Genomic DNA, 21,848 nt, shown 5'->3' with positions numbered 1-21,848 from the left:
TGACTTTTAGCAGCCTGGTTAACCTTGCTGCTAACCCATACTGATTTATAGGAAAGAAAATGAAACTGTGGAAACAGATCCTGCTAGGCACCATCACTAGTTTGAGTGCAGCAAGTGTAATTGCAGAGCCTGTGGCACTGGATAAAATTGCCGTTATTGTCAACGAAGGTGTGGTACTGCAAAGCGATATTGATACCGCTTTTAAAACTCTCAAAGCCAACGCTAAAGAGAACAAACAAGCCCTTCCCACTGAAGACATTTTGCGCGAGCAGGTATTAGAAAAACTGATCATTGATACCATTCAACAGCAAGAAGCAGAACGTCTTGGTGTGCGTATTGATGACAACCGCCTCAATGAAGCGATTGCGGATATCGCAAAGAATAACCAACAAAGCATTGAAGAGCTGACGGCATCAGTGACGGCTGAAGGGCTCACTTACGCGGCCTTTCGTGAACAAGTACGAAAAGAGATCGCCGCTAGTGAGGCACGAAATGCACTCGTACGACGTCGCATTAACATTCTTCCTGCAGAAGTGGATAACCTGGCGGATATTTTAGCGCAAGAAACCAATGCCACAGTTCAGTATCAAGTGAGCCATATTCAGCTTCGTTTCAATGACGATCAAGAAAAATCAGAGCTAGAAAAGCAAGCCAATGAATTGGTTCAGCAGTTACAAGATGGTGCCGATTTTAAAACCATGGCCTACACCTATTCAAAAGGCCCGAAAGCGCTAGAAGGCGGCGATTGGGGTTGGATGCGCAAGGAAGAGATGCCAACGATTTTTGCTGATCAAATAAAACTGCAAAACAAGGGCAGCATCATTGGGCCGTTCCGCAGCGGTATCGGTTTCCACATATTAAAAATTGATGATGTAAAAGGTCTAGAAGTTGTCGCGGTGACTGAAGTCAATGCGCGCCATATTTTGATTAAACCGACCGTGATTTTGAGCGATGAAGGTGTGCAACGAGATCTTTTAGAAATCACTAGAAAAGTCGCGGCTGGAGAAGCGACATTTGGAGAACTGGCTCAGCAATACAGTCAAGATCCAGGATCTGCGGTACAAGATGGTGAATTAGGCTATCAAACTCCAGATCTGTATGTGCCGGAGTTTAAGTATCAGGTTGAAACGCTTCCCGTCGGGCAAATCAGTGAACCCTTCAAAACCGTTCATGGCTGGCATATTGTTGAGGTAATTGATCGCCGTGAAGTGGACAGAACCGATTCGGCTTTAAAAAATAAAGCCTATGGCATTTTGTTTAACCGTAAGTTTAATGAAGAAGCCAGCGCTTGGGTCCAAGAGTTACGTGCCAGTGCCTTTGTTGAAGTAGTAGAGGAAGAACAAGATGACAATTAAACGCATCGTGGTCACCGCTGGAGAGCCTGCTGGTATTGGGCCCGATCTCGTTTTAGCGTTGTCACAAGAAAATTGGAACCATCAAATCGTCGTTTGTGCCGACAAGAATCTCATTGAACAACGAGCAAACCAGCTTGGCATAAATGTACAGCTGATTGATTACACCGACTCTCTCGATATTGAGCCGCAAAACTCCGGCTCACTGGTTGTTGACCATATCGCACTTGATGCCCCATGCGAAGCAGGAAAGCTGAATGAAGCGAATGGCCATTATGTATTAAAAACACTAGAAAGAGCGGCTTTAGGCTGTATGAATGGTGAATTTGATGCTATTGTCACCGGCCCTGTTCACAAGGGGGTGATTAATCGAGCTGGTGTTGCTTTTAGTGGGCATACCGAGTTCTTTGCCGAGAAGTCAAATACCCCTCTTGTGGTGATGATGTTGGCGACGGAAGGGTTGCGCGTTGCGCTTGTAACGACACACATTCCCTTAGCCTACGTTTCTCAAGCGGTGACAGAGCAGAGGCTTGAAAAAGTCATTCGTATTCTTCATCAAGATTTGGTTGAAAAATTTGCCATTGAGAATCCATCTATCTATGTCTGTGGGTTAAATCCTCACGCGGGTGAAGATGGGTGTCTTGGCCGTGAAGAGATAGAAACCATTACACCAACACTGAATAAAATTCGTCAAGAAGATGGGATTAATGTCATTGGGCCACTGCCTGCCGACACTATCTTCAATGAGAAATACTTACAACAAGCTGATGCGGTATTAGGAATGTATCACGACCAAGTTCTCCCTGTACTTAAGTACAAAGGTTTTGGCCGTTCCGTAAACATTACTCTTGGTCTACCCTTTATAAGAACATCGGTCGATCACGGTACCGCTCTCGATCTTGCAGGGACTGGCAATGCGGATACAGGGAGCTTTAAAACAGCACTGACTCACGCGATTGAATTGGTCGATAAACAACCTAATTGATGCGATAAAGCACGAAATTCGAGAAAAATATGAGAAATGATGTCCACTTGGGGCACAAAGCGAGAAAACGTTTTGGTCAAAACTTCCTAAACGATCCCTATATTATTGATGGGATTGTTTCAGGCATAAACCCTCTACCAGGTCAGAATCTAGTAGAAATTGGCCCTGGCCTTGGCGCTATTACCGAGCCTGTTGGCAGACTCGTCGATAAATTTACCGTCATAGAATTGGATAGAGATCTTGCTGAACGTCTGCGTAATCATCCAGACTTAGCAGACAAGCTGACGATTCACGAAGGCGATGCAATGAAGTTCGACTTCGAGCAATTGGTGATACCCAATAATAAACTGCGTATTTTTGGTAACTTACCTTACAACATTTCAACGCCATTGATGTTCCACCTTTTCGAGTTTCATAAAGACATCCAAGACATGCACTTTATGCTTCAAAAAGAAGTGGTTAACCGTTTAGCGGCAGGCCCTGGCAGCAAAGCCTATGGTCGACTAACGGTCATGGCGCAATACTACTGTAAAGTTACGCCGGTACTTGAAGTTCCGCCAACCGCCTTTGTTCCACCACCTAAAGTTGATTCTGCTGTGGTTCGCCTAACGCCCTATGAGGTTCTTCCTCATCCCGCTAAGAACTTAAAGTGGCTTGATCGTGTATGTCGTGAAGGGTTTAACCAACGACGTAAAACCGTACGTAACTGCTATAAAAGCCTAATGAGTAAAGAAACACTTGAAGAGCTCGGGGTAAATCCAAGTATGCGTCCTGAAAATCTAACTTTAGAGCAGTTTGTTGGTATGGCAAACTGGTTAGACGCTAACCATTCATAGCCTCTATTTGGCCTCTGTCTTTTACCACTAAGACTTTTACACATTAAGAGTTTTACCAATATAAAAGATAGGGGCTGAGTTTTATAAGCGCACAAACTGATCGGGAGTGATCATGATTGAGCCGATTCCTAATATCAATATTCAAGTACAAACCAAATACGTAGAAGAGCAATCGACACCAAGCAAGGATGACTACGTTTTCGCTTACCTCATCACGATAAAAAATTTGAGCCCCCAAGCCGTCCAACTGTTAAGCCGACGCTGGTTAATTACCGATGCCAATGGAAAACAAATGTCCATTGAAGGGGAAGGCGTCGTCGGTCAGCAGCCAAAGATTAAAAGCAACGATGAATATACCTACACCAGCGCAACGACAATAGAAACACCTGTCGGCGTCATGCAAGGGCACTATATTTTTATCGATCATGACGGTCATAAATTCACCACCGAGATTAGCCCTTTTCGTCTCGCTATTCCCAATATTCTCAACTAAGGAATCTTTGTGTCTACCTATATTGTTGGTGATCTTCAGGGCTGTTTGGATGAGTTTCAATGCCTACTCAAGCAAGTTAATTTTGATCCAAAAACAGATAACATATGGGTTACGGGTGATCTTGTTGCACGCGGGCCAAAATCTCTTGAGACACTCAGGTTCATTAAAAGCTTAGGCTCCTCTGCGCAAGTTATTCTGGGGAACCATGATCTGCATTTATTGGCTGTTTCTCTAGGTATTCATAGAGTTAAAGACAAAGATAAGACCGCCCCCATCTTTGAAGCCGCTGATAAAGAAGAACTTCTTACCTGGCTAAGACACCAACCACTCTTGGCTGAACATGAAGACTTTGTAATGACCCATGCTGGTATTTCACCTCAATGGGATTTAGCTCAAGCAAGAGCTTCTGCAAAAGAAGTGGAGAACATTCTGCAAAGCGAGCAGTGGCCATGGCTGATTGAAAATATGTACAGTAACACCCCATCACTATGGCGACCCGATTTACAAGGGATCGAGCGTTATCGCTACAGCATTAATTCTCTCACAAGAATGCGCTATTGCTTTTCAGATGCAAGCCTAGACATGGCATGCAAACTCCCCCCAAGCCCTTCAGATCAAAGCTGTAATAACGAGTTAATCCCATGGTTTAAGTTAAGTAGCCGAGTCGATATCAACAAAACCATTATCTTTGGCCACTGGGCCGCTTTAGAAGGATATAGTGATTCGAAGGTGATTGGTCTGGATACGGGTTGCGTGTGGGGAGGAAGTTTAACCATGTTACGCTGGGAAGATAAACAGTATTTTGAGCAACCAGCTCTTAAAAGACTAAACCATTAGCTATCAACTAATGGAAAATGAGAAAAATGAGTGAAAATGATTAAAAATATAATAGCCTAAACAAAGAGTTAGGCTATTTACTACAATGGCTATTACGAGACCGTTCGCTCTAACACTGTAAATTTCATATCGTACGCATTTTTTTCGTCAGCCGTGTAATGCTCGACATAGCCTTCTTCAAAATCCGATCCCCAGCTAGGAAATTGAGTATCGCCTTCAATTTTTGCATCAATAAAGGTCACGTATAGTTTCGTTGCCATAGGCAGACACGCACTATAGATGGCCCCACCGCCGATGATCATCACTTCATCAACGTCACCGGCTTGTTTCAAGGCTTCTTCAATCGAAGTGACCGTGGCGACCCCTTCAATGGACAAACTTTCATCTCGACTGATCACGATATTCTGCCTGCCCGGTAATGGACGTCCAATGGAATCATAGGTCTTTCTTCCCATGACGACCGGCTTTCCCAAAGTGCTGCGCTTGAACCAGGCGAAGTCTGCAGGTAAATGCCAAGGCATTTGATTATCTTTGCCAATAACTCGATCGTCAGCCATCGCGGCAATCATACTAATGATCATCTCTTTGTTCCTAAATGTTTGCTATACAATGGGTTTACGACGGTAGAATAACAGGCCTGGCATCGCTAATCCAATCGCGAGCCCAGCGATAATAAACATCGCTTTCAAAAAGTTATCAAACAGGACGGCCACAAGTTCAGGGGAGTAACCCAATTGGTTCATTTCCACGATGGCTATCATGGCTTTAAAGGCAAAAACACCCGGAACCATTGGAATCATAGCAGCGACCGTAAACACTTTTGGGTGAGCTAAAAATCGGTGAGACCAATGAACACCGATCATGCCTACCAGCGTTGCGGCAAAAAAAGTGGCCCACTCAATAGGGACACCAAAATGCATCATGAGATAACGTGAACCATGGCCTATTGCGCCACCTAACGCACAATAGCCTAATGCTCTTTGCGGAACATTAAATACAAGAGCAAACCCAACAGCAGGAATGGCCGCAAATAGCATGTCATTTGCTAAACCTAATAAAAGCGTCATCATGCTTTCAGTCACCATAACCCCCGTCATCATAAACCCCACCCCCAAACATCCATGACACTCATCGCAGCAACAATCCCTAGGCACGTTGCTAACGTCAATAGGCTGGCCATGACAAATCGTGCGATCCCCATATTGATGTAGCCTTTGATCATATCGGCAACCGAATTGATCAATGGAAACCCTGGAACCAGCATTAATACTGATGATGCCATCACAATAGTAGGGTGATTTCCAATAGAAAAGGAAACGGCTTGGGCTGAAATAATCGTTGTCACAAAGGCAGTCGCAGAAAAGTTAACCATAGGGTTAAAGTGACGGTGGCCAATCTCTTGCCGAACGATCATTCCCACCGAGGAAGCGATAAAAGTCATGATAAATACCGCCCAGTCCCCACCAGCTAAACGACTGAATGAAGCACAAGATAAACCAATCATCACCACAACCAACCAGCGATTATAACGCTCTGGGGTGATGTCATTAAGCTTCATTTGAGCAAGATCGCAATCAACGATCCCTTTTTCAAGCATGATACAAATACGTTGGATCTGAGTAATCACCCGCATATTAATCCCTTTGTCAGGGCTTCGCCTCGCGGTGGTAATGCAGTGATCTTGATAGACGGTTGTCACCACTAAAGAGCTAGCCGATAGCGAAACTTCGACTTCATCCATGCCTGCCGCGATACCAATTCTATGTGTGATGCTTCCAACTAGTGTGCTTTCAGCACCATGCGCCAATAACATTTGTCCAGCTTGAGCAATAAGCCTTGAGACAGCTCGTTGGTGTTCGTCCATGAGTCCTATCCAAAATACGATTTGAATCGCTATAGTGCCAAATATTCATACTAACCGACATGATTTAGACACAAAAAAACCGCAAAGCCTGACAGCATTGCGGTTTTCGGTTCTGTATCTAACGATAAAGAATTAACTCAGGTTAGTCACGAACGTAGATAACATGTCCATCATCTTCTTCGTCATCCCAGTCATCTTCATCGTCCCAATCATCTTCAGTGACAACATTATCGCCACTCATTGCATCTTTGTGGTAATCGTCCCACATGAAATCGACTTTGTCTTCTTCATCAATTTCTTCAAGTTCACGTGGAAGCTCTTCCATAAAGTCAGCCAGTTTGTAACAAAGCTCTTGAGTGCCTGTTTTATTGATCGCTGAAACTTTAAAGTAATCCCCTTCCCAAGCAAGCGCTTCAATGATCTCTTGGATCTTTTTGTCCGCTTCTTCTTCAGGCATTAGATCAACTTTGTTGAAAACTAGCCATCTTGGTTTTTCTGAAAGTTTTTCACTGTATTGCTCTAGCTCATCGATGATCGTTAGGGCATTTTGTGCCGGATCGCTTTCATCAATTGGCATGATGTCAATCATGTGAATAAGAACGCGACAACGCTCTAAATGCTTAAGGAATCGAATCCCAAGACCTGCACCATCCGCTGCGCCTTCGATCAAGCCAGGGATATCAGCAACCACAAAACTCTTTCCAGGAACCACACTCACTACACCTAAGCTAGGGATAAGTGTCGTAAATGGGTAGTCAGCAACCTTTGGTTTCGCCGCAGAGACAGAACGAATGAACGTTGATTTACCCGCGTTAGGTAAGCCCAGCATGCCGACATCAGCCAATAACAATAGCTCAAGACGAAGTTCACGAACCTCACCTTTGGTACCCATAGTCTTCTGACGAGGTGCCCGATTTACTGACGATTTAAAGCGGGTGTTACCTAAACCGTGCCAGCCACCTTTAGCAACCATGATTTTTTTGCCATGTTCGGCCACTTCACCAACAATTTCATTGGTATGAATATCAACTGCTCGCGTACCTACTGGTACTCGCATTACTTTGTCTTTACCGCGCTTACCGGTACAGTTTCCACCGCGACCATTTTCACCGCGTTCTGCGTCGTAAAAACGCTGAAAACGATAATCAATCAAGGTGTTTAGGTTTTCATCAGCCTGTAGATAAACGTCACCGCCATCACCGCCATCACCACCATCAGGACCACCTTTGGTGATGAACTTTTCTCGCCAAAAACTTACGGTACCATTGCCGCCATCACCGGCTTCAACTTTAACCGTTGCTTCATCAACAAATTTCATTTTAAACTCCACTCATGCACGTGGGAAATCACTACTAGTCTAGTAGACGTTAGATCATAAATCCCAGTGATTATTAGGGTCTAGGATGTAACGTCTATAAATAAAAAACCCCGCCGAATTGGCAGGGCTTTTAAATTCAGCTTGAAAGCTAATAGAAACTAAGCAAACGCTTAATTACTCGCCTTCGATGCTAACGAATTTACGGTTTTTAGGACCTTTTACTTCAAATTTCACTTTACCTTCAGTAAGAGCGAAAAGAGTATGGTCTTTACCGATACCAACGTTAGTGCCAGCGTGGAACTTAGTACCACGTTGACGAACGATGATGTTACCTGCAAGAACAGATTCACCACCGAAACGCTTAACACCAAGACGTTTGCTTTCTGAATCGCGGCCGTTATTAGTAGAACCACCAGCTTTTTTATGTGCCATTGTTAAACTCTCCTAATACTTAAGCGTTAATACCAGTGATTTTCACTTCCGTGAACCACTGACGGTGACCTTGCTCTTTACGAGAGTGCTTACGACGACGGAACTTAACGATTTTAACTTTATCGCCACGACCGTGTTGTACTACTTCCGCAGTCACTTTGCCACCTTCAACAAGAGGTGCACCAACAGCGATTTCTTCGCCGTTAGCAACAAGAAGAACTTTATCAAATTCTACAGTTGCACCAGTTTCAACGTCTAATTTCTCTAAACGAAGGGTTTGACCTTCGCTAACTCGGTGTTGTTTGCCACCAGATTGGAAAACAGCGTACATATTTTACTCCGCTTTTTCCGCACAGCCTTTGGTTGTTATTTGTACAACTCGGGTGTGCGCTAAACTAATCAATAGGGCGCAGATTCTACGGGAATCATGCGGCTATGACAAGCCATATTTATAAAAAATTGGCGAAAAGCTAATCGCCAAAGAAAAGTGCGGCAATCATGCCCTTTAGTCATGTATTAATCAACGTTTTTTAGTGTATTATTCGACTACTAAAGAAGATAAGAACACCTTACAGGGTCTAACCTCAGCCGGATTTATAATGGATTTTAAAGCTATCCAAGCGCTTACTGCCGACGACATGGCAAAAGTTAATGAAACAATTCAAGCCCAACTCAACTCTGATGTATCTTTAATCAACCAGCTTGGTTTTTATATCGTCAGTGGTGGTGGGAAACGTTTACGACCAATGTTGGCGATTTTGTCAGCACGCGCCTTAGGCTACCAAGGAGAAGCTCATACGACCGCTGCAGCGTTCATTGAGTTTATCCACACGGCAACCTTGCTGCATGATGATGTTGTCGATGAATCAGACATGAGACGCGGTAAAGAAACGGCAAACGCGGCATTTGGTAATGCGGCGAGTGTTTTGGTTGGTGACTACATCTACACTCGATCATTTCAAATGATGACCAAGCTAGGATCGTTAAGGATCCTCGAATTAATGAGTGACTCTGTTAATGTCATCTCAGAAGGTGAAGTTCAGCAATTAATGAATTGTAATGATCCTAACACCACTGAAGAAAGCTACATGCAAGTTATCTACTCAAAGACCGCCCGCCTTTTTGAAGCGGCAACCCAAATTGGGGCCATTTTAAATGATGCACCAAAGGAAGTAGAAGTAGCGCTACAAAATTATGGTAAATACCTAGGTACGGCCTTCCAATTGATTGACGATGTGATGGACTACGCCTCTGATGGTAAAGAGATGGGTAAGAATGTAGGCGATGACCTAGCTGAAGGGAAACCGACCCTTCCACTACTCCACGCTATGCGTCACGGCAACGACCAGCAGGCAGCGATGATACGCGATGCCATTGAGCATTCGAATGGCATGGACCGTCTTGATGAAATCCTTGCTGCAATGGATCAAAGTGGATCCTTAGACTATACGACAAGTAAAGCACTAGAAGAAGCAGACAAAGCCATCGAGCAACTCTCTATACTGCCAGAGTCTGATTATAAGAAGGCATTAATTGCGTTGGCTCATCTTGCTGTTAAGCGCACTAAATAAGCAGACTCTTGCCTCGAACATTTTCATAATCAGTCACAAACATGATCAGTCACAAAAGAGCCTGCGGGCTCTTTTGTTTTAGGGCGTATATCCACTCAGAAGATGATTTAGTATCGACTTGCTTCTAGAGATAGCGGTAAATGTGCTTCAATTTCTTCTAGCTCTTCCATTGGCACGGCATACTGCTCATGTTCGTTATATGTCTCTACTAACGCATATTGTTCTTGTTCATCAATAACTAAGATTTTTCCTAGACGTCCCAAATACTCGACATTCATACCTTTTTGTACGCTGGCCATATATTTTTCCTCCGCTATTGCTATCCACTTACTGACTGCGATTAGTATTACAAGAATAGATACGGATGAATTAAGTTCCAGGATCAAAAAAGCCGACCATAATGGTCGGCTTCATCAGTGATGATCAAATGATGTGATAGTTACTTACGGGCTTACTTATTTACTTAGCAAACTCGATACCAATCTCAATATCACCATTTAGCGTTTCGAGCATACCGTCTAGAGCCGATTTTTCATAATCGCTCAATTCACCGTAGCTTAAAATAGCTTCTGCGCCATCTTTACCAAGCTTAACTGGTTGAGCAAAGAATGGAGCATGTTCACCTGAGCCTTCAACATAGGCACATTCAATAACAGACTCATCACCCTGAAGTGCTTTTACAAGCGCTAGGCCAAAGCGACACGCTGCTTGTCCCATAGAAAGGGTTGCACTACCGCCACCCGCTTTCGCTTCTACAACTTCAGTACCTGCATTTTGAATACGCTTAGTTAATGCTTCAACTTCCTCAGCAGTAAATTCCACACCTTCAACTTGAGACAAGAGAGGAAGAATGGTTACGCCTGAGTGACCGCCAATAACAGGGACACGAACATCGCTAGGATCTTTATCTTTCAATGCCGCAACAAAAGTTTCACTTCGAATAACATCAAGCGTGGTGACACCGAACAATTTACGCTTGTCATAAACACCCGCTTTCTTTAGAACTTCAGCAGCAATTGGCACTGTGGTATTTACCGGATTGGTGATGATACCGACACAAGCTGTTGGGCAGGTTACCGCAATTTTTTCCGCCAGCGATTTTACAATCCCTGCGTTGACATTAAATAGATCCGCGCGATCCATACCTGGCTTACGAGCCACACCCGCAGAAATTAGGACAACGTCAGCCCCTTCTAATGCTGGTGTCGGATCTTCACCTGAATATCCTTTAATAGAAACAGGTGTCGGTATATGGCTCAGATCCGCGGCAACTCCTGGTGTAACAGGAGCAATGTCATACAAAGCTAAGTCAGAACCCGCTGGAAGGCGGTTTTTAAGAAGAAGGGCTAAAGCTTGGCCAATGCCACCAGCGGCACCAATTACGGCTACTTTCATTGTTGTCTCCTTGAGATTGGATCTCTTATAAATGTTATGTAGGGGATTTTGTGATTGTTAGAATAAAAAATATATTATTCATATCTTGATTACAATCGATTAACGTCATCTTTGCGACCTAGCGCAACTCAATAAAAACGTGCTACAAGCCCCGCCAATTATGCATTTAATAACCTTAATTGACAAAGGCTTATCGCCTAAATTTGGCTCAATCGAAAAATAGTGTTCAGTGACCGCTTAGACAGAATTAATGGCTAAGGTTTGGATTATTCTGCATAGCTATGCGAAGATATTCACTATCAGACCAATCATAGAATCTAAATCATGCGCAATACAGAGAAACAAGATAATTTAGTCCGAGCTTTCAAATCCCTATTGAAAGAAGAAAGATTTGGCTCTCAAGGCGATATTGTTGATGCTTTGAGAAATGAGGGTTTCGAGAATATCAATCAGTCCAAGGTTTCTCGCATGCTCACCAAGTTTGGTGCCGTGCGTACTCGTAATGCGAAAATGGAAATGGTGTATTGTCTGCCAGCTGAACTCGGAGTACCCACAGTCTCCAGTTCACTTAGAGAATTGGTCTTGGATATTGACCGCAATGCGGCCATTGTTGTGATACATACAGGTCCAGGCGCTGCTCAGTTAATTGCACGATTATTAGATTCCTTAGGAAAGTCTGAAGGTATACTGGGCGTCGTCGCAGGTGACGACACAATATTCATCACTCCTACGCTATCGGTAACCACAGAGCAGCTGTTCTTATCCGTCTGTGATCTCTTCGAATACACTGGCTAAATAGGTTTTCCATTTATATTGGTCACGAAATGACGCTTTCATTCGTGACCAAGCTCACATCTCAAGAATGTCATAAGTAAGCCAAATAAACAGCTTAAATTATTGATATCAATAAAAAACCAATCGAAAATGCCTTTTAACCAATCGATCACAAGTCAGTCTATTCCTCTACATTTCTTAACATTGATATAATTATTCTCCTTTTTTTTGCTATTATTCAGCCACTTTTCCAGCGTACGGATTGGAAAAGATGCCGTTTCCAAACGAGGAAATTCTCAAAGCGACTACACTTGTTTTGAGGCTACTAATGAATTAAGGAAGGATTATTCATGGCATTTAAGAAACTTATTAAGATCGGTGCAATTGCCGCAGCAGTAATGGGCACAGGCGCAGTTAACGCTCAAGAATTCATCACAATTGGTACAGGTTCGGTAACGGGTGTTTACTACCCAACTGGCGGTGCAATTTGTAAACTAGTGAATAAAGGACGTAAAGACCACAACATTCGTTGTTCAGTCGAATCTACTGGTGGTTCAATTTACAACGTGAATACCATTCGCGCCGGAGAGTTGGATTTCGGTGTTGTTCAGTCTGACTGGCAATATCACGGCTACAACGGTACAAGTAAGTTTGCAGAACAAGGTCCGTACAATAAGCTACGTGCAATGTTCTCATTACACACCGAACCTTTCAACATCATCGCTCGCTCTGATTCTGGGATCAATGGCGTTGAAGATTTGAAAGGCAAGCGCGTTAATATCGGTAACCCAGGATCGGGTGACCGTGCAACGATGGGTGTGGTAATGGACGCGTTAGGTTGGACTAACGATAGCTTCAAACTCGCCTCTGAGCTAAAAGGCTCTGAGCGTTCACAAGCACTTTGTGACAACAAAATCGATGCCTTCATTTATATGGTTGGTCACCCGAACGGATCAATCAAAGAAGCAACGACATCATGTGATGCTAAGCTAGTTTCAGCAACTGGCCCTCAAATCGATAAGATTGTAGCAGACAACCCATACTACGCTTACAGCACAGTACCTGCTGGCATGTACCGTGGTACAGAAGGTGATGTCAACAGCTTTGGTGTTGCTGCAACAATGGTAACAACCACCGATGTTTCTGATGAGATCGCGTACAATGTTGCTAAAGCAGTATTCGAAAACTTCGATACCTTTAAGCGTCTTCACCCTGCATTTGCTAATCTGCAGAAAGAAGACATGGTGAAAGCAGGTATTTCAATCCCTCTTCACCCAGGTGCTGAGAAGTACTACAAAGAAATGGGTCTACTAAAATAGATCAATAGCTGAGTACATCAAGGGGGCGTCATGCCTCCTTGATTATTACAACCCTATCTAGATTATCACTGCTAGAAACCTAACCTCGTTTTACATCTATAATTACAACCATTAATGCAGTGTAAGTCGACTTCCATCTGTGAGTTCACTAAACGAATCACAAGCAAAAATGCACTATAGATAAACCAGACCATCAATAATAAGGACAAAGTACATGACGCAGACAACAACACCGTCTCAAGATGTGCAAGAAATGGTGGCACAAGCCGATACTGGCGCTCGTAATCCGAAAGGCATTCCAGGGCGTATTCTTTGGTTTGTTCCATTGTGTTGGTCACTGTTCCAACTTTGGTACGCATCTCCGCTACCGTTTATTTTTGATTTTGCAGTACTTAATGACACGCAAGCCCGCGCAATTCATCTCACATTTGCCGTTTTTTTGGCGTTTACCGCTTACCCTGCTTCTAAGAATTCATCTCGGGATCAGATACCCATTATCGATTGGTTATTGGCGTTAGCAGGCAGTTTTTCCGCTGCATACATCTATCTTTTCTATACCGAGCTTGCCGAACGCTCTGGGGCGCCCACGACGTTTGATATCGTCGCTGCTGTGACTGGTATGATCCTTCTTTTGGAAGCCACAAGACGCGCCTTAGGCCCACCTCTTATGGTCGTTGCTGCTGTCTTTTTGCTTTACACATTTGGCGGACCCCACATGCCAGATGTTATCGCCCATAAAGGCGCAAGCTTAAATAAAGCCATGTCGCACCTTTGGTTAACTACTGAAGGTGTATTTGGTGTTGCTCTGGGTGTTTCAACTTCCTTTGTTTTCTTGTTTGTACTATTTGGTGCAATGCTAGAACGCGCTGGAGCCGGTGCATACTTTATTAAAGTCGCATTCTCTTTACTGGGTCATATGAAAGGCGGTCCAGCAAAAGCGGCGGTCGTCGCTTCTGGACTATCAGGCTTAGTTTCCGGCTCTTCGATTGCCAACGTTGTGACCACAGGAACATTCACCATTCCTCTCATGAAGCGAGTGGGTTTCCCGGGCACCAAGGCGGGTGCAGTTGAAGTTGCGGCATCAACCAATGGTCAACTGACTCCACCGATTATGGGTGCAGCAGCCTTCTTGATGGTTGAATATGTCGGCATTTCCTATGTTGAAGTTATCAAAGCGGCTCTTTTACCTGCTTTAATTTCTTATATCGCACTGATTTATATTGTCCATTTAGAAGCGTGTAAAGCGGGCATGACGGGCCTCCCTCGTCGTCACACTCCAACATGGGTTCAAAGCCTATTATCGTTTACTGGTACAATTATCGGCCTCGGTGTCATGAGTGCGATTGTTTACTACGGCGTTGGTTGGACTAAAGATGTCTTTGGCGCTGCCGCAACCCCGATTATCACCATTGCTCTATTGATAGCCTATGTCGCCTTGGTTCGTATTTCCTCGCGATATGCCGATGAAGGAATGGACCTGAATGCGGAACTAACGGAAGTGCCAGAACCTGGCCCTACCATCAAATCAGGGCTGCATTTCCTGCTTCCTATCGTCGTATTGGTTTGGTGTTTGACTGTCGAACGATTTTCGCCGGGGCTATCTGCATTCTGGGCAACCGTGTTCATGGTCTTTATTTTAATCACACAACGTCCACTGATGGCCATCATGTCTCAGTCAGGCGATGTCTCTGAGCAAGTAAAAGCTGGATTTGTTGATTTAGCAGAGAGCTTGGTATCCGGCGCGCGCAACATGATTGGTATTGGTGTTGCAACGGCGGCAGCCGGAACCGTTGTCGGGGTAGTGACTTTGACGGGTATCGGTCTTGTCATGACTGATTTTGTTGAGTTCATCTCAGGTGGTAGCATCATTCTTATGTTGCTCTTCACCGCGGTTATCAGCTTGATTCTGGGAATGGGCCTACCTACGACCGCGAATTACATCGTTGTTTCTACCCTTATGGCACCGGTCATCGTGACTCTAGGGGCAGCACACGGACTAATTATTCCTTTGATCGCTGTGCACCTGTTTGTTTTCTACTTTGGTATCCTTGCCGATGATACCCCTCCGGTCGGCCTGGCAGCGTTTGCAGCTGCGGCTATTGCAAAGTCAGATCCAATACGAACAGGTATTCAAGGCTTTACCTACGACATACGAACCGCGATTTTACCGTTTATGTTCGTCTTCAACACTCAACTGTTACTGATGGGTATTGATAGTTGGTGGCACTTAACTTTAACCATTTTCTCATCGATAGTGGCGATATTGATTTTCTCAGCAGCAACACAAGGTTGGTGGTTAACTAAGAGTAAATGGTGGGAAACCGTTTTATTGCTCGTATTAACTTTTACTTTCTTTAGACCTGGTTATTGGTGGGATATGGTATACCCTGCTAAAGTTTACTCTCCAGGAGTTGAGATTGCAGAGATTACTGAAAAACTCGATATTGGACAGCAGCTTGAGATGCAAGTGGCCGGTGAGAACATCGAAGGACGTTACCTAGAAAGAACGGTGCGTTTACCTTTTGAAGATCGAGCGGTGACATCAGAAGAACGCATTGCTTCAATGGGTCTAATGCTGACTCAAAATGATGACCAAATGATTGTTGATATGGTTGAATTTGGCAGCCCAGCAGAAGCGGCAGGCATTGATTTTGATTGGGAAATTAAATGGATTGTCCAAGACGCGGATCGTCCAATGAAAGAGTGGGTATTTGTCCCTGCCCTATTGATTTTAATCGGCCTAGGACTGAACCAACGAAGACGTGCTAGAAAGGAACAGCTGAGCGCGTAATGGGCGTTATGACATAATGAGATGGCCTTATTTCGTTTTAGATTGCCGCGAGATAAGGCCAATATTTGAAAGGATTAGCTTGGCTATCGGCCAAAAACATCAAGAGTAAAAATAATGTATAAACAAATCCTTGTTCCTGTAGATTTAAATGATAAAGGCTTTTCAGACAAAGCGGTTGAATTGGCGGTTTGGCACGCTAAGCATTCAAAGGCGCAGATACATCTTTTGAACGTATTGCCGGGGATACATATGTCGATGGTGGCCACCTATTTCCCGAAAGATGCCGCGCAAAAAATGAAGGAAGATGTCAAAGAGCAACTTAGACAGTTTGCTGTACAGCACATTGACGACAAGATTGTGTACAAAGTACATGTCGCTGAGGGCAAGCCATATTCCACCATCTTAGAGTACGCAGAAAAACTGGGAGCCGACCTCATTGTTATGCCAAGCCATAAACGCTCTAAGCTTGATCATGCAGTGCTCGGTTCTGTCGCCAGTAAAGTGGTACAAAACTCGCGAATTAACGTCATGGTTATCAAGCCTCAAGGCTAATTGTGACAACGCCTACATGGTATAAGCTCGACAAAAATCTAGTCGTAATTTTCTCTAAACGTAACCTTCTCCACCAGGGTTACGTTTTTCTTTATCTGTCGCTTCTTGCTTTGATAACGATCATCTGCAATGGCACCGATCGTTGCCATAGAAATGGCTGATGAGACTAATAGGTAATAACCACTTCAATTGATGATAATAATTCTCAATAATAGTCCTGTACCCACCATGACTGATTTGAGAATACTGATGAAAAAAACACTCAACTTTGCCGCGATTCACTTCACTATTGCTTTTAGTGTCGCTTATATCTTAACGGGCGATATTCTCATCGGTAGCTTAATTGCGATGATCGAGCCTACAGTGAATACGTTTGCCTTCTATTTCCACGAAAAAATATGGCATCAATGGCAAGTACTGCAACGCTTTTCTCGCTCAACAAAAATAAAAACAATGAGTTTTGCTGTCGTCCATTTCAACGTGGCATTTGGTGTGGTTTATCTATTAACGGGGGATGCGTTAGTCGGTGGGATAATGGCAACCGTAGAGCCCGCTTTTAATACCTGTGCATACTATTTCCATGAAAAAGTATGGCAACGTAAGCATGCATCACAATGGCACTGTGCTCACTAAACGTGACGATGAATGAACGGACTCAACGGTTCAATTAAACAGGTTCAATAAACGAAACAACTCACCTAGAAAACAGGTGGGATCTCACGCTGATAATGCAAGGTCGTCCCTTCATCACTGCCATTCACTAATCCAATTTGGTGAATTTGCTGAGCCTGTTCAAGTTGCACATCTAACTGGTAACAATCGCCCTCAAGCAACCTTCCACCTGGCTGAATATATTTTGGCGCATCAAGTTGAAATATCGCCGTCGCTTTTGAAGCTCTAACATCAATGGGAAGACGGTAAGTCATGCCATTGAATTTTATCTCAGCGGAAAGTAAACCTGGCTTGAACACTGCGTAATGTAAGTGTACAAGGAACTCACATCCCCCCACTAAATGGCAAACTTGTTCTGTCTCCACGCGCTCTAAACGCACGGTTGGCAAGACTTCTAAATAAGGTGTGTGCCAAATCCCCATTCGAGCTTCAATGTCATTCGATACGATAGGGGTTAGATTGCCGATGTCATCGTGTTCTTCGTCGAGTAACCAATCATCATCGGGTTCAAGAAATAGAATTTCAAAACGATTTCTCCCCAATTGAAGATAGGGAAGCACATCTTTTCGATAGTGTTCTTGAAAGTCGTCACAATCAAAAATGGCCTCTCCATTGATTCGAATTTCAGCATGATAACCAATACCTGATATCACTAGATCTACCGCTGAATTAGCCAACATCTCTTCATCAACGTCAATATCATGCATTAGGTGCCATTCCTGCTTCAAGATATCGTCTTCCGAAAGGTTACTCGGCAACACCGCGCTGAGTGGCCCTGGAAAAGTAATATCATCTTGAGGGATAGAAAGGTCAGTCAGTGGCGATAGCTGCCATAAACCGGCTAAAGGGATGTGCATAATAAGTTTGCGCTAGATCAAGTTTGCTAAAGTATAGGGAATTCACTGTTCTAAATAAACCGCTAAATAACGGCCAAAAAAAAAGACCTAGCAACGAGCTAGGCCTTTAATAGCAAAATATCTTACTGTGCGATTAAGCCAGCAGCTCTTTTGCTGTGTTAACAACGTTTTCAGTCGTGAAACCAAACATCTTGAATAGCTCACCCGCTGGTGCAGATTCGCCGAACGTTGTCATACCGATGATCTTGCCACCGAAACCAACGTACTTGTACCAGAAGTCAGCGATGCCAGCTTCCACTGCGATACGAGCTGTTACGTCAGACGGCAGTACAGACTCACGGTACTGTGCGTCTTGCTTGTCGAACGCATCAGTTGCAGGCATAGAGACTACGCGTACCTTTTTGCCTTCAGCCGTGAGTTCAGCAGCCGCGTTAACCGCTAGCTCAACTTCAGAACCGGTTGCAATAAGGATTAGCTCTGGCTTGCCTTCACAATCTTTCAGGATGTAACCGCCCTTCGCGATGTTTGCTACTTGCTCTTCGCTACGATCTTGCTGTGCAAGGTTTTGACGAGAGAAGATTAGAGACGTAGGACCATCTTTACGCTCAATCGCCAGTTTCCACGCCACGGCTGATTCAACCTGGTCACATGGGCGCCATGTGCTCATGTTTGGAGTCAGACGTAGAGAAGCGATCTGCTCAACCGGTTGGTGAGTAGGGCCATCTTCGCCAAGACCGATAGAATCGTGCGTGTAAACTTGGATGTTCTGAACTTTCATCAGAGCCGCCATACGCATCGCGTTACGAGCATATTCCATGAACATTAGGAACGTTGCGCCGTACGGTACGAAACCACCGTGCAGAGCGATACCGTTCATGATCGCCGTCATACCGAATTCACGTACACCGTAGTGGATGTAGTTACCAGAGAAATCATCCGCCGTCAGAGACTTAGAACCCGACCACATGGTTAGGTTAGATGGCGCTAAATCCGCAGAGCCACCCATAAATTCAGGAAGCATAGCACCGAACGCTTCCAGTGCATTTTGAGAGGCTTTACGTGATGCGATGTTTGCTGGGTTGGCTTGAAGATCAGCAATGATCGCGTTTGCTTTCTCTTCCCACTGCGTTGGAAGCTCGCCGTTAGTTCGACGTTTAAATTCTGCCGCCAACTCTGGGTATGCTGCTGCGTAAGCATCAAACTTAGCATTCCAAGAAGCTTCTTTGGCTGCGCCTGCTTCTTTCGCATCCCACTCTGCTGCAATATCTGCTGGGATTTCGAAAGGACCGTGATTCCAACCAAGGAATTCACGTGCTGCTGCAATCTCTTCGTGACCAAGTGGTGCACCGTGACAATCGTGAGAGCCCGCTTTGTTTGGCGAACCAAAACCAATGATAGTTTTAGTACAGATAAGTGTCGGACGACCTGTTTCAGCTTTAGCCGCTTCAATAGCTGCGTTAATCGCTTCAGGATCGTGACCGTCTACGGCTGGAATGACATGCCAACCGTACGCTTCAAAACGCTTAGGGGTATCGTCAGAGAACCAACCTTCAACTTCACCATCGATAGAAATACCGTTGTCATCCCAGAAAGCAACCAGCTTACCAAGACCAAGCGTACCCGCTAAAGAACAGGCTTCGTGAGAAATACCTTCCATCAGACAGCCATCACCCATGAATGCGTAGGTGAAGTGATCAACGATGTCGTGGCCTTCTTTATTAAATTGTGCCGCCAGTGCTTTTTCAGCCATCGCCATACCAACAGCGTTAGTGATGCCTTGACCTAGAGGACCCGTCGTTGTCTCGATACCAGGAGCATAACCGTACTCTGGGTGACCAGGTGTCTTAGAGTGAAGTTGGCGGAAGTTTTTCAAGTCTTCAATAGAAAGCTCGTAACCGGCTAGATGAAGCAGAGAGTAAATCAGCATTGAACCGTGACCGTTTGAAAGAATAAAACGGTCGCGATCTGCCCACTCTGGGTTTTGTGGGTTGTGGTTCAAGTGACCACGCCAAAGAACTTCAGCGATGTCAGCCATACCCATAGGTGCGCCAGGGTGGCCTGAATTTGCTTGTTGAACACCATCCATACTAAGTGCGCGGATTGCATTGGCTAGATCTTTACGAGAAGGCATGTCTGCTCCTGAGTGCGTAAGCGATTTAAAAAATTATAGGATCTGAATTATTCGTTGAATTCAGGCGCCATATTCTCTCAAAGCCCCCCTGCTACTGCAAACGTTTTACTGGAGATTTCGCTCAAATTTACAACTATTTTCACAACGGCATACATTCACCGAATCAAAGAGCAATATTCAGACGCAAACGTTTAGTTATGATATATCCAAAAAAGAACTTGTAATTCACTCGTTCAAAATTAGAATGGACGTCTAGATGTAGAAACACCTACAATTATTTATCCAACATTATTGTGGTGAATGCTAACGTTCATCATCAACAATCAAATTAGTGGAGCTCTCATGGCTAAGCACCTATTTACTTCTGAGTCTGTTTCAGAAGGTCATCCAGATAAAATTGCAGATCAAATTTCTGATGCTGTTCTTGATGCCATCATTGAACAAGATCCAAAAGCCCGCGTCGCCTGTGAGACTTATGTAAAAACTGGCATGGTGATGGTTGGCGGTGAAATCACAACGTCAGCTTGGGTTGATATCGAAGAGATCACTCGCCAAACCGTTCGTGAAATTGGCTACGTCCATTCAGACATGGGCTTTGATGCCGATTCTTGTGCTGTACTCAACACGATCGGTAAGCAATCACCAGACATCAACCAAGGCGTTGATAAAGCCGACCCGAAAGAACAAGGTGCTGGCGACCAAGGCATCATGTTTGGTTACGCCACAAACGAAACGCCAATTCTAATGCCTGCTCCAATTACTTACTCTCACCTTCTGGTTAAGAAGCAAGCGGAAGTACGTAAGAGCGGCAAACTCGATTTCCTTCGCCCTGATGCGAAATCTCAAGTTACTTTCCAGTACGACCAGGGCAAGATTGTCGGTATTGATGCGGTTGTTCTTTCAACTCAGCACAGCGATTCAGTCTCTACACCGGACCTTCGTGAAGCGGTAATGGAAGAGATCATTAAGCCAGTATTGCCTTCTGAGTGGATCAACAAAGACACGAACTTCTTCATCAACCCAACCGGCCGTTTTGTCATCGGTGGACCAATGGGAGACTGTGGTCTGACCGGTCGTAAGATCATCGTTGATACCTACGGCGGTGCTGCTCGTCACGGTGGTGGTGCATTCTCTGGTAAAGATCCATCAAAAGTTGACCGTTCTGCAGCTTACGCAGCTCGTTACGTTGCGAAAAACATCGTTGCTGCTGGCATGGCTGACCGCTGTGAGATTCAACTTTCTTACGCAATCGGTGTTGCAGATCCAACTTCAATCATGGTTGAAACATTTGGTACTGAAAAAGTCTCTCAAGAGATCATTGTTGAAGCGGTTCGCCAAAACTTTGATTTACGCCCATACGGTCTGCAAGAAATGCTGAACCTTCTTCAGCCAATCTACAAACAAACAGCCGCTTATGGTCACTTCGGTCGTGAAGAATTCCCTTGGGAAGCGACGGACAAAGCTGAAATGCTGCGTGATTTTGCTGGTATTAAATAAGCGGTTATGAAATAAACTGTTTAACCGCTACATACGTTAAGCCCTTGCATATTTGCAGGGGCTTTTTATTTTTGGCTAAAAATTCATCAAATAATTTGTGTTTTTTTCTATTCACACCAATAGTTAATAAAGTGTTAAATGTACTCTCTTGGTCGAAGCTCGTTATCGAAGT

Annotated in this window: 22 protein-coding genes; 12 read left to right on the top strand and 10 right to left on the bottom strand. The window is 44.3% G+C overall.

The window, feature by feature from the left end; all coding sequences use genetic code 11:
• Positions 1 to 59: 59 nt before the first annotated feature.
• The 5 genes from surA (at position 60) to apaH (ending at position 4,503) form a co-directional block, all read left to right on the top strand.
• A complete protein-coding gene (surA, locus tag QF117_RS07755) occupies positions 60 to 1,355 on the top strand; it encodes a peptidylprolyl isomerase SurA (protein WP_282388456.1) in 1,296 nt (431 codons plus the stop codon).
• Entirely contained in the window at positions 1,345 to 2,337 is a 993-nt protein-coding gene (gene pdxA / locus QF117_RS07750) for a 4-hydroxythreonine-4-phosphate dehydrogenase PdxA (protein ID WP_282388455.1), read from the top strand. Before surA ends, pdxA begins: the two co-directional genes overlap by 11 nt.
• 29 nt (positions 2,338 to 2,366) lie before the next feature.
• Positions 2,367 to 3,173 (top strand): 16S rRNA (adenine(1518)-N(6)/adenine(1519)-N(6))-dimethyltransferase RsmA, encoded by an 807-nt coding sequence (gene rsmA, locus QF117_RS07745; protein ID WP_282388454.1) that lies wholly within the window; start codon positions 2,367 to 2,369, stop codon positions 3,171 to 3,173.
• A 112-nt stretch (positions 3,174 to 3,285) separates the two neighbouring features.
• On the top strand, positions 3,286 to 3,666 hold the full coding sequence (gene apaG / locus QF117_RS07740; protein ID WP_282388453.1) for a Co2+/Mg2+ efflux protein ApaG: 381 nt from the start codon (positions 3,286 to 3,288) through the stop codon (positions 3,664 to 3,666).
• Positions 3,667 to 3,675: 9 nt separating this feature from the next.
• Complete coding sequence (gene apaH, locus QF117_RS07735) at positions 3,676 to 4,503, top strand: bis(5'-nucleosyl)-tetraphosphatase (symmetrical) ApaH (RefSeq protein ID WP_282388452.1); 828 nt, start codon at positions 3,676 to 3,678, stop codon at positions 4,501 to 4,503.
• A gap of 92 nt (positions 4,504 to 4,595) precedes the next feature.
• Here the strand turns inward: apaH and folA are convergent, their stop codons facing one another.
• The 6 genes from folA to rplU all read right to left on the bottom strand — a co-directional run bounded on the left by folA (position 4,596) and on the right by rplU (position 8,448).
• Complete coding sequence (folA, locus tag QF117_RS07730; protein ID WP_282388451.1) at positions 4,596 to 5,084, bottom strand: type 3 dihydrofolate reductase; 489 nt, start codon at positions 5,082 to 5,084, stop codon at positions 4,596 to 4,598.
• A gap of 21 nt (positions 5,085 to 5,105) precedes the next feature.
• Positions 5,106 to 5,603: a threonine/serine exporter family protein gene (locus QF117_RS07725; RefSeq protein ID WP_282388450.1), complete on the bottom strand. Its 498-nt coding sequence runs from the start codon at positions 5,601 to 5,603 to the stop codon at positions 5,106 to 5,108.
• On the bottom strand, positions 5,600 to 6,367 hold the full coding sequence (locus tag QF117_RS07720; RefSeq protein WP_282388449.1) for a threonine/serine exporter family protein: 768 nt from the start codon (positions 6,365 to 6,367) through the stop codon (positions 5,600 to 5,602). The genes QF117_RS07725 and QF117_RS07720 overlap by 4 nt, the downstream gene beginning before the upstream one ends.
• 142 nt (positions 6,368 to 6,509) lie before the next feature.
• On the bottom strand, positions 6,510 to 7,685 hold the full coding sequence (gene cgtA / locus QF117_RS07715) for an Obg family GTPase CgtA (RefSeq protein WP_282388448.1): 1,176 nt from the start codon (positions 7,683 to 7,685) through the stop codon (positions 6,510 to 6,512).
• Between the two features lie 174 nt (positions 7,686 to 7,859).
• Positions 7,860 to 8,117 (bottom strand): 50S ribosomal protein L27, encoded by a 258-nt coding sequence (gene rpmA / locus QF117_RS07710; RefSeq protein WP_017034501.1) that lies wholly within the window; start codon positions 8,115 to 8,117, stop codon positions 7,860 to 7,862.
• A gap of 19 nt (positions 8,118 to 8,136) precedes the next feature.
• Entirely contained in the window at positions 8,137 to 8,448 is a 312-nt protein-coding gene (gene rplU / locus QF117_RS07705; RefSeq protein ID WP_017038768.1) for a 50S ribosomal protein L21, read from the bottom strand.
• A gap of 268 nt (positions 8,449 to 8,716) precedes the next feature.
• Between rplU and ispB the strand changes: the two genes are divergently transcribed.
• Positions 8,717 to 9,688: an octaprenyl diphosphate synthase gene (gene ispB / locus QF117_RS07700; RefSeq protein ID WP_282388447.1), complete on the top strand. Its 972-nt coding sequence runs from the start codon at positions 8,717 to 8,719 to the stop codon at positions 9,686 to 9,688.
• Between the two features lie 107 nt (positions 9,689 to 9,795).
• Here ispB and QF117_RS07695 read toward each other — a convergent pair whose 3' ends face one another.
• Both QF117_RS07695 and mdh read right to left on the bottom strand, forming a co-directional pair.
• The gene (locus QF117_RS07695; RefSeq protein ID WP_017034504.1) at positions 9,796 to 9,987 is read right to left on the bottom strand and encodes a hypothetical protein; all 192 of its coding nucleotides are present in this window, start codon (positions 9,985 to 9,987) and stop codon (positions 9,796 to 9,798) included.
• A gap of 160 nt (positions 9,988 to 10,147) precedes the next feature.
• Positions 10,148 to 11,083, bottom strand: coding sequence for a malate dehydrogenase (gene mdh, locus QF117_RS07690; RefSeq protein ID WP_017038769.1), 936 nt, complete (start codon positions 11,081 to 11,083; stop codon positions 10,148 to 10,150).
• Positions 11,084 to 11,407: 324 nt separating this feature from the next.
• Between mdh and argR the strand changes: the two genes are divergently transcribed.
• The 5 genes from argR (at position 11,408) to QF117_RS07665 (ending at position 17,152) form a co-directional block, all read left to right on the top strand.
• A complete protein-coding gene (argR, locus tag QF117_RS07685; RefSeq protein ID WP_017034506.1) occupies positions 11,408 to 11,878 on the top strand; it encodes a transcriptional regulator ArgR in 471 nt (156 codons plus the stop codon).
• Between the two features lie 329 nt (positions 11,879 to 12,207).
• A complete protein-coding gene (locus tag QF117_RS07680) occupies positions 12,208 to 13,176 on the top strand; it encodes a TAXI family TRAP transporter solute-binding subunit (RefSeq protein WP_282388446.1) in 969 nt (322 codons plus the stop codon).
• Between the two features lie 214 nt (positions 13,177 to 13,390).
• Positions 13,391 to 15,967 carry a TRAP transporter permease gene (locus QF117_RS07675; protein WP_282388445.1) on the top strand — a complete coding sequence of 859 codons (2,577 nt, stop codon included), beginning with the start codon at positions 13,391 to 13,393 and terminating at the stop codon, positions 15,965 to 15,967.
• Positions 15,968 to 16,081: 114 nt separating this feature from the next.
• Positions 16,082 to 16,519, top strand: a complete 438-nt coding sequence (locus QF117_RS07670; protein WP_282388444.1) for a universal stress protein — start codon at positions 16,082 to 16,084, stop codon at positions 16,517 to 16,519.
• Between the two features lie 249 nt (positions 16,520 to 16,768).
• Positions 16,769 to 17,152, top strand: coding sequence for a DUF2061 domain-containing protein (locus tag QF117_RS07665; RefSeq protein WP_282388443.1), 384 nt, complete (start codon positions 16,769 to 16,771; stop codon positions 17,150 to 17,152).
• 65 nt (positions 17,153 to 17,217) lie between these two features.
• On the opposite strand, the gene QF117_RS07660 is transcribed toward QF117_RS07665, so the two are convergent.
• Positions 17,218 to 18,048, bottom strand: a complete 831-nt coding sequence (locus QF117_RS07660; RefSeq protein ID WP_282388442.1) for a hypothetical protein — start codon at positions 18,046 to 18,048, stop codon at positions 17,218 to 17,220.
• A gap of 133 nt (positions 18,049 to 18,181) precedes the next feature.
• Positions 18,182 to 20,179 carry a transketolase gene (gene tkt / locus QF117_RS07655; RefSeq protein WP_282388441.1) on the bottom strand — a complete coding sequence of 666 codons (1,998 nt, stop codon included), beginning with the start codon at positions 20,177 to 20,179 and terminating at the stop codon, positions 18,182 to 18,184.
• A gap of 342 nt (positions 20,180 to 20,521) precedes the next feature.
• On the opposite strand from tkt, the gene metK reads away from it, so the two are divergent.
• The gene (gene metK / locus QF117_RS07650; protein ID WP_282388440.1) at positions 20,522 to 21,676 is read left to right on the top strand and encodes a methionine adenosyltransferase; all 1,155 of its coding nucleotides are present in this window, start codon (positions 20,522 to 20,524) and stop codon (positions 21,674 to 21,676) included.
• Positions 21,677 to 21,848 lie beyond the last annotated feature (172 nt).

This window comes from Vibrio sp. YMD68 (genome assembly GCF_029958905.1).
GTDB lineage: Bacteria > Pseudomonadota > Gammaproteobacteria > Enterobacterales > Vibrionaceae > Vibrio.
The sequence above is the reverse complement of the archived record's forward strand: the minus strand, read 5'-3'. Positions and strand labels throughout refer to the sequence as shown.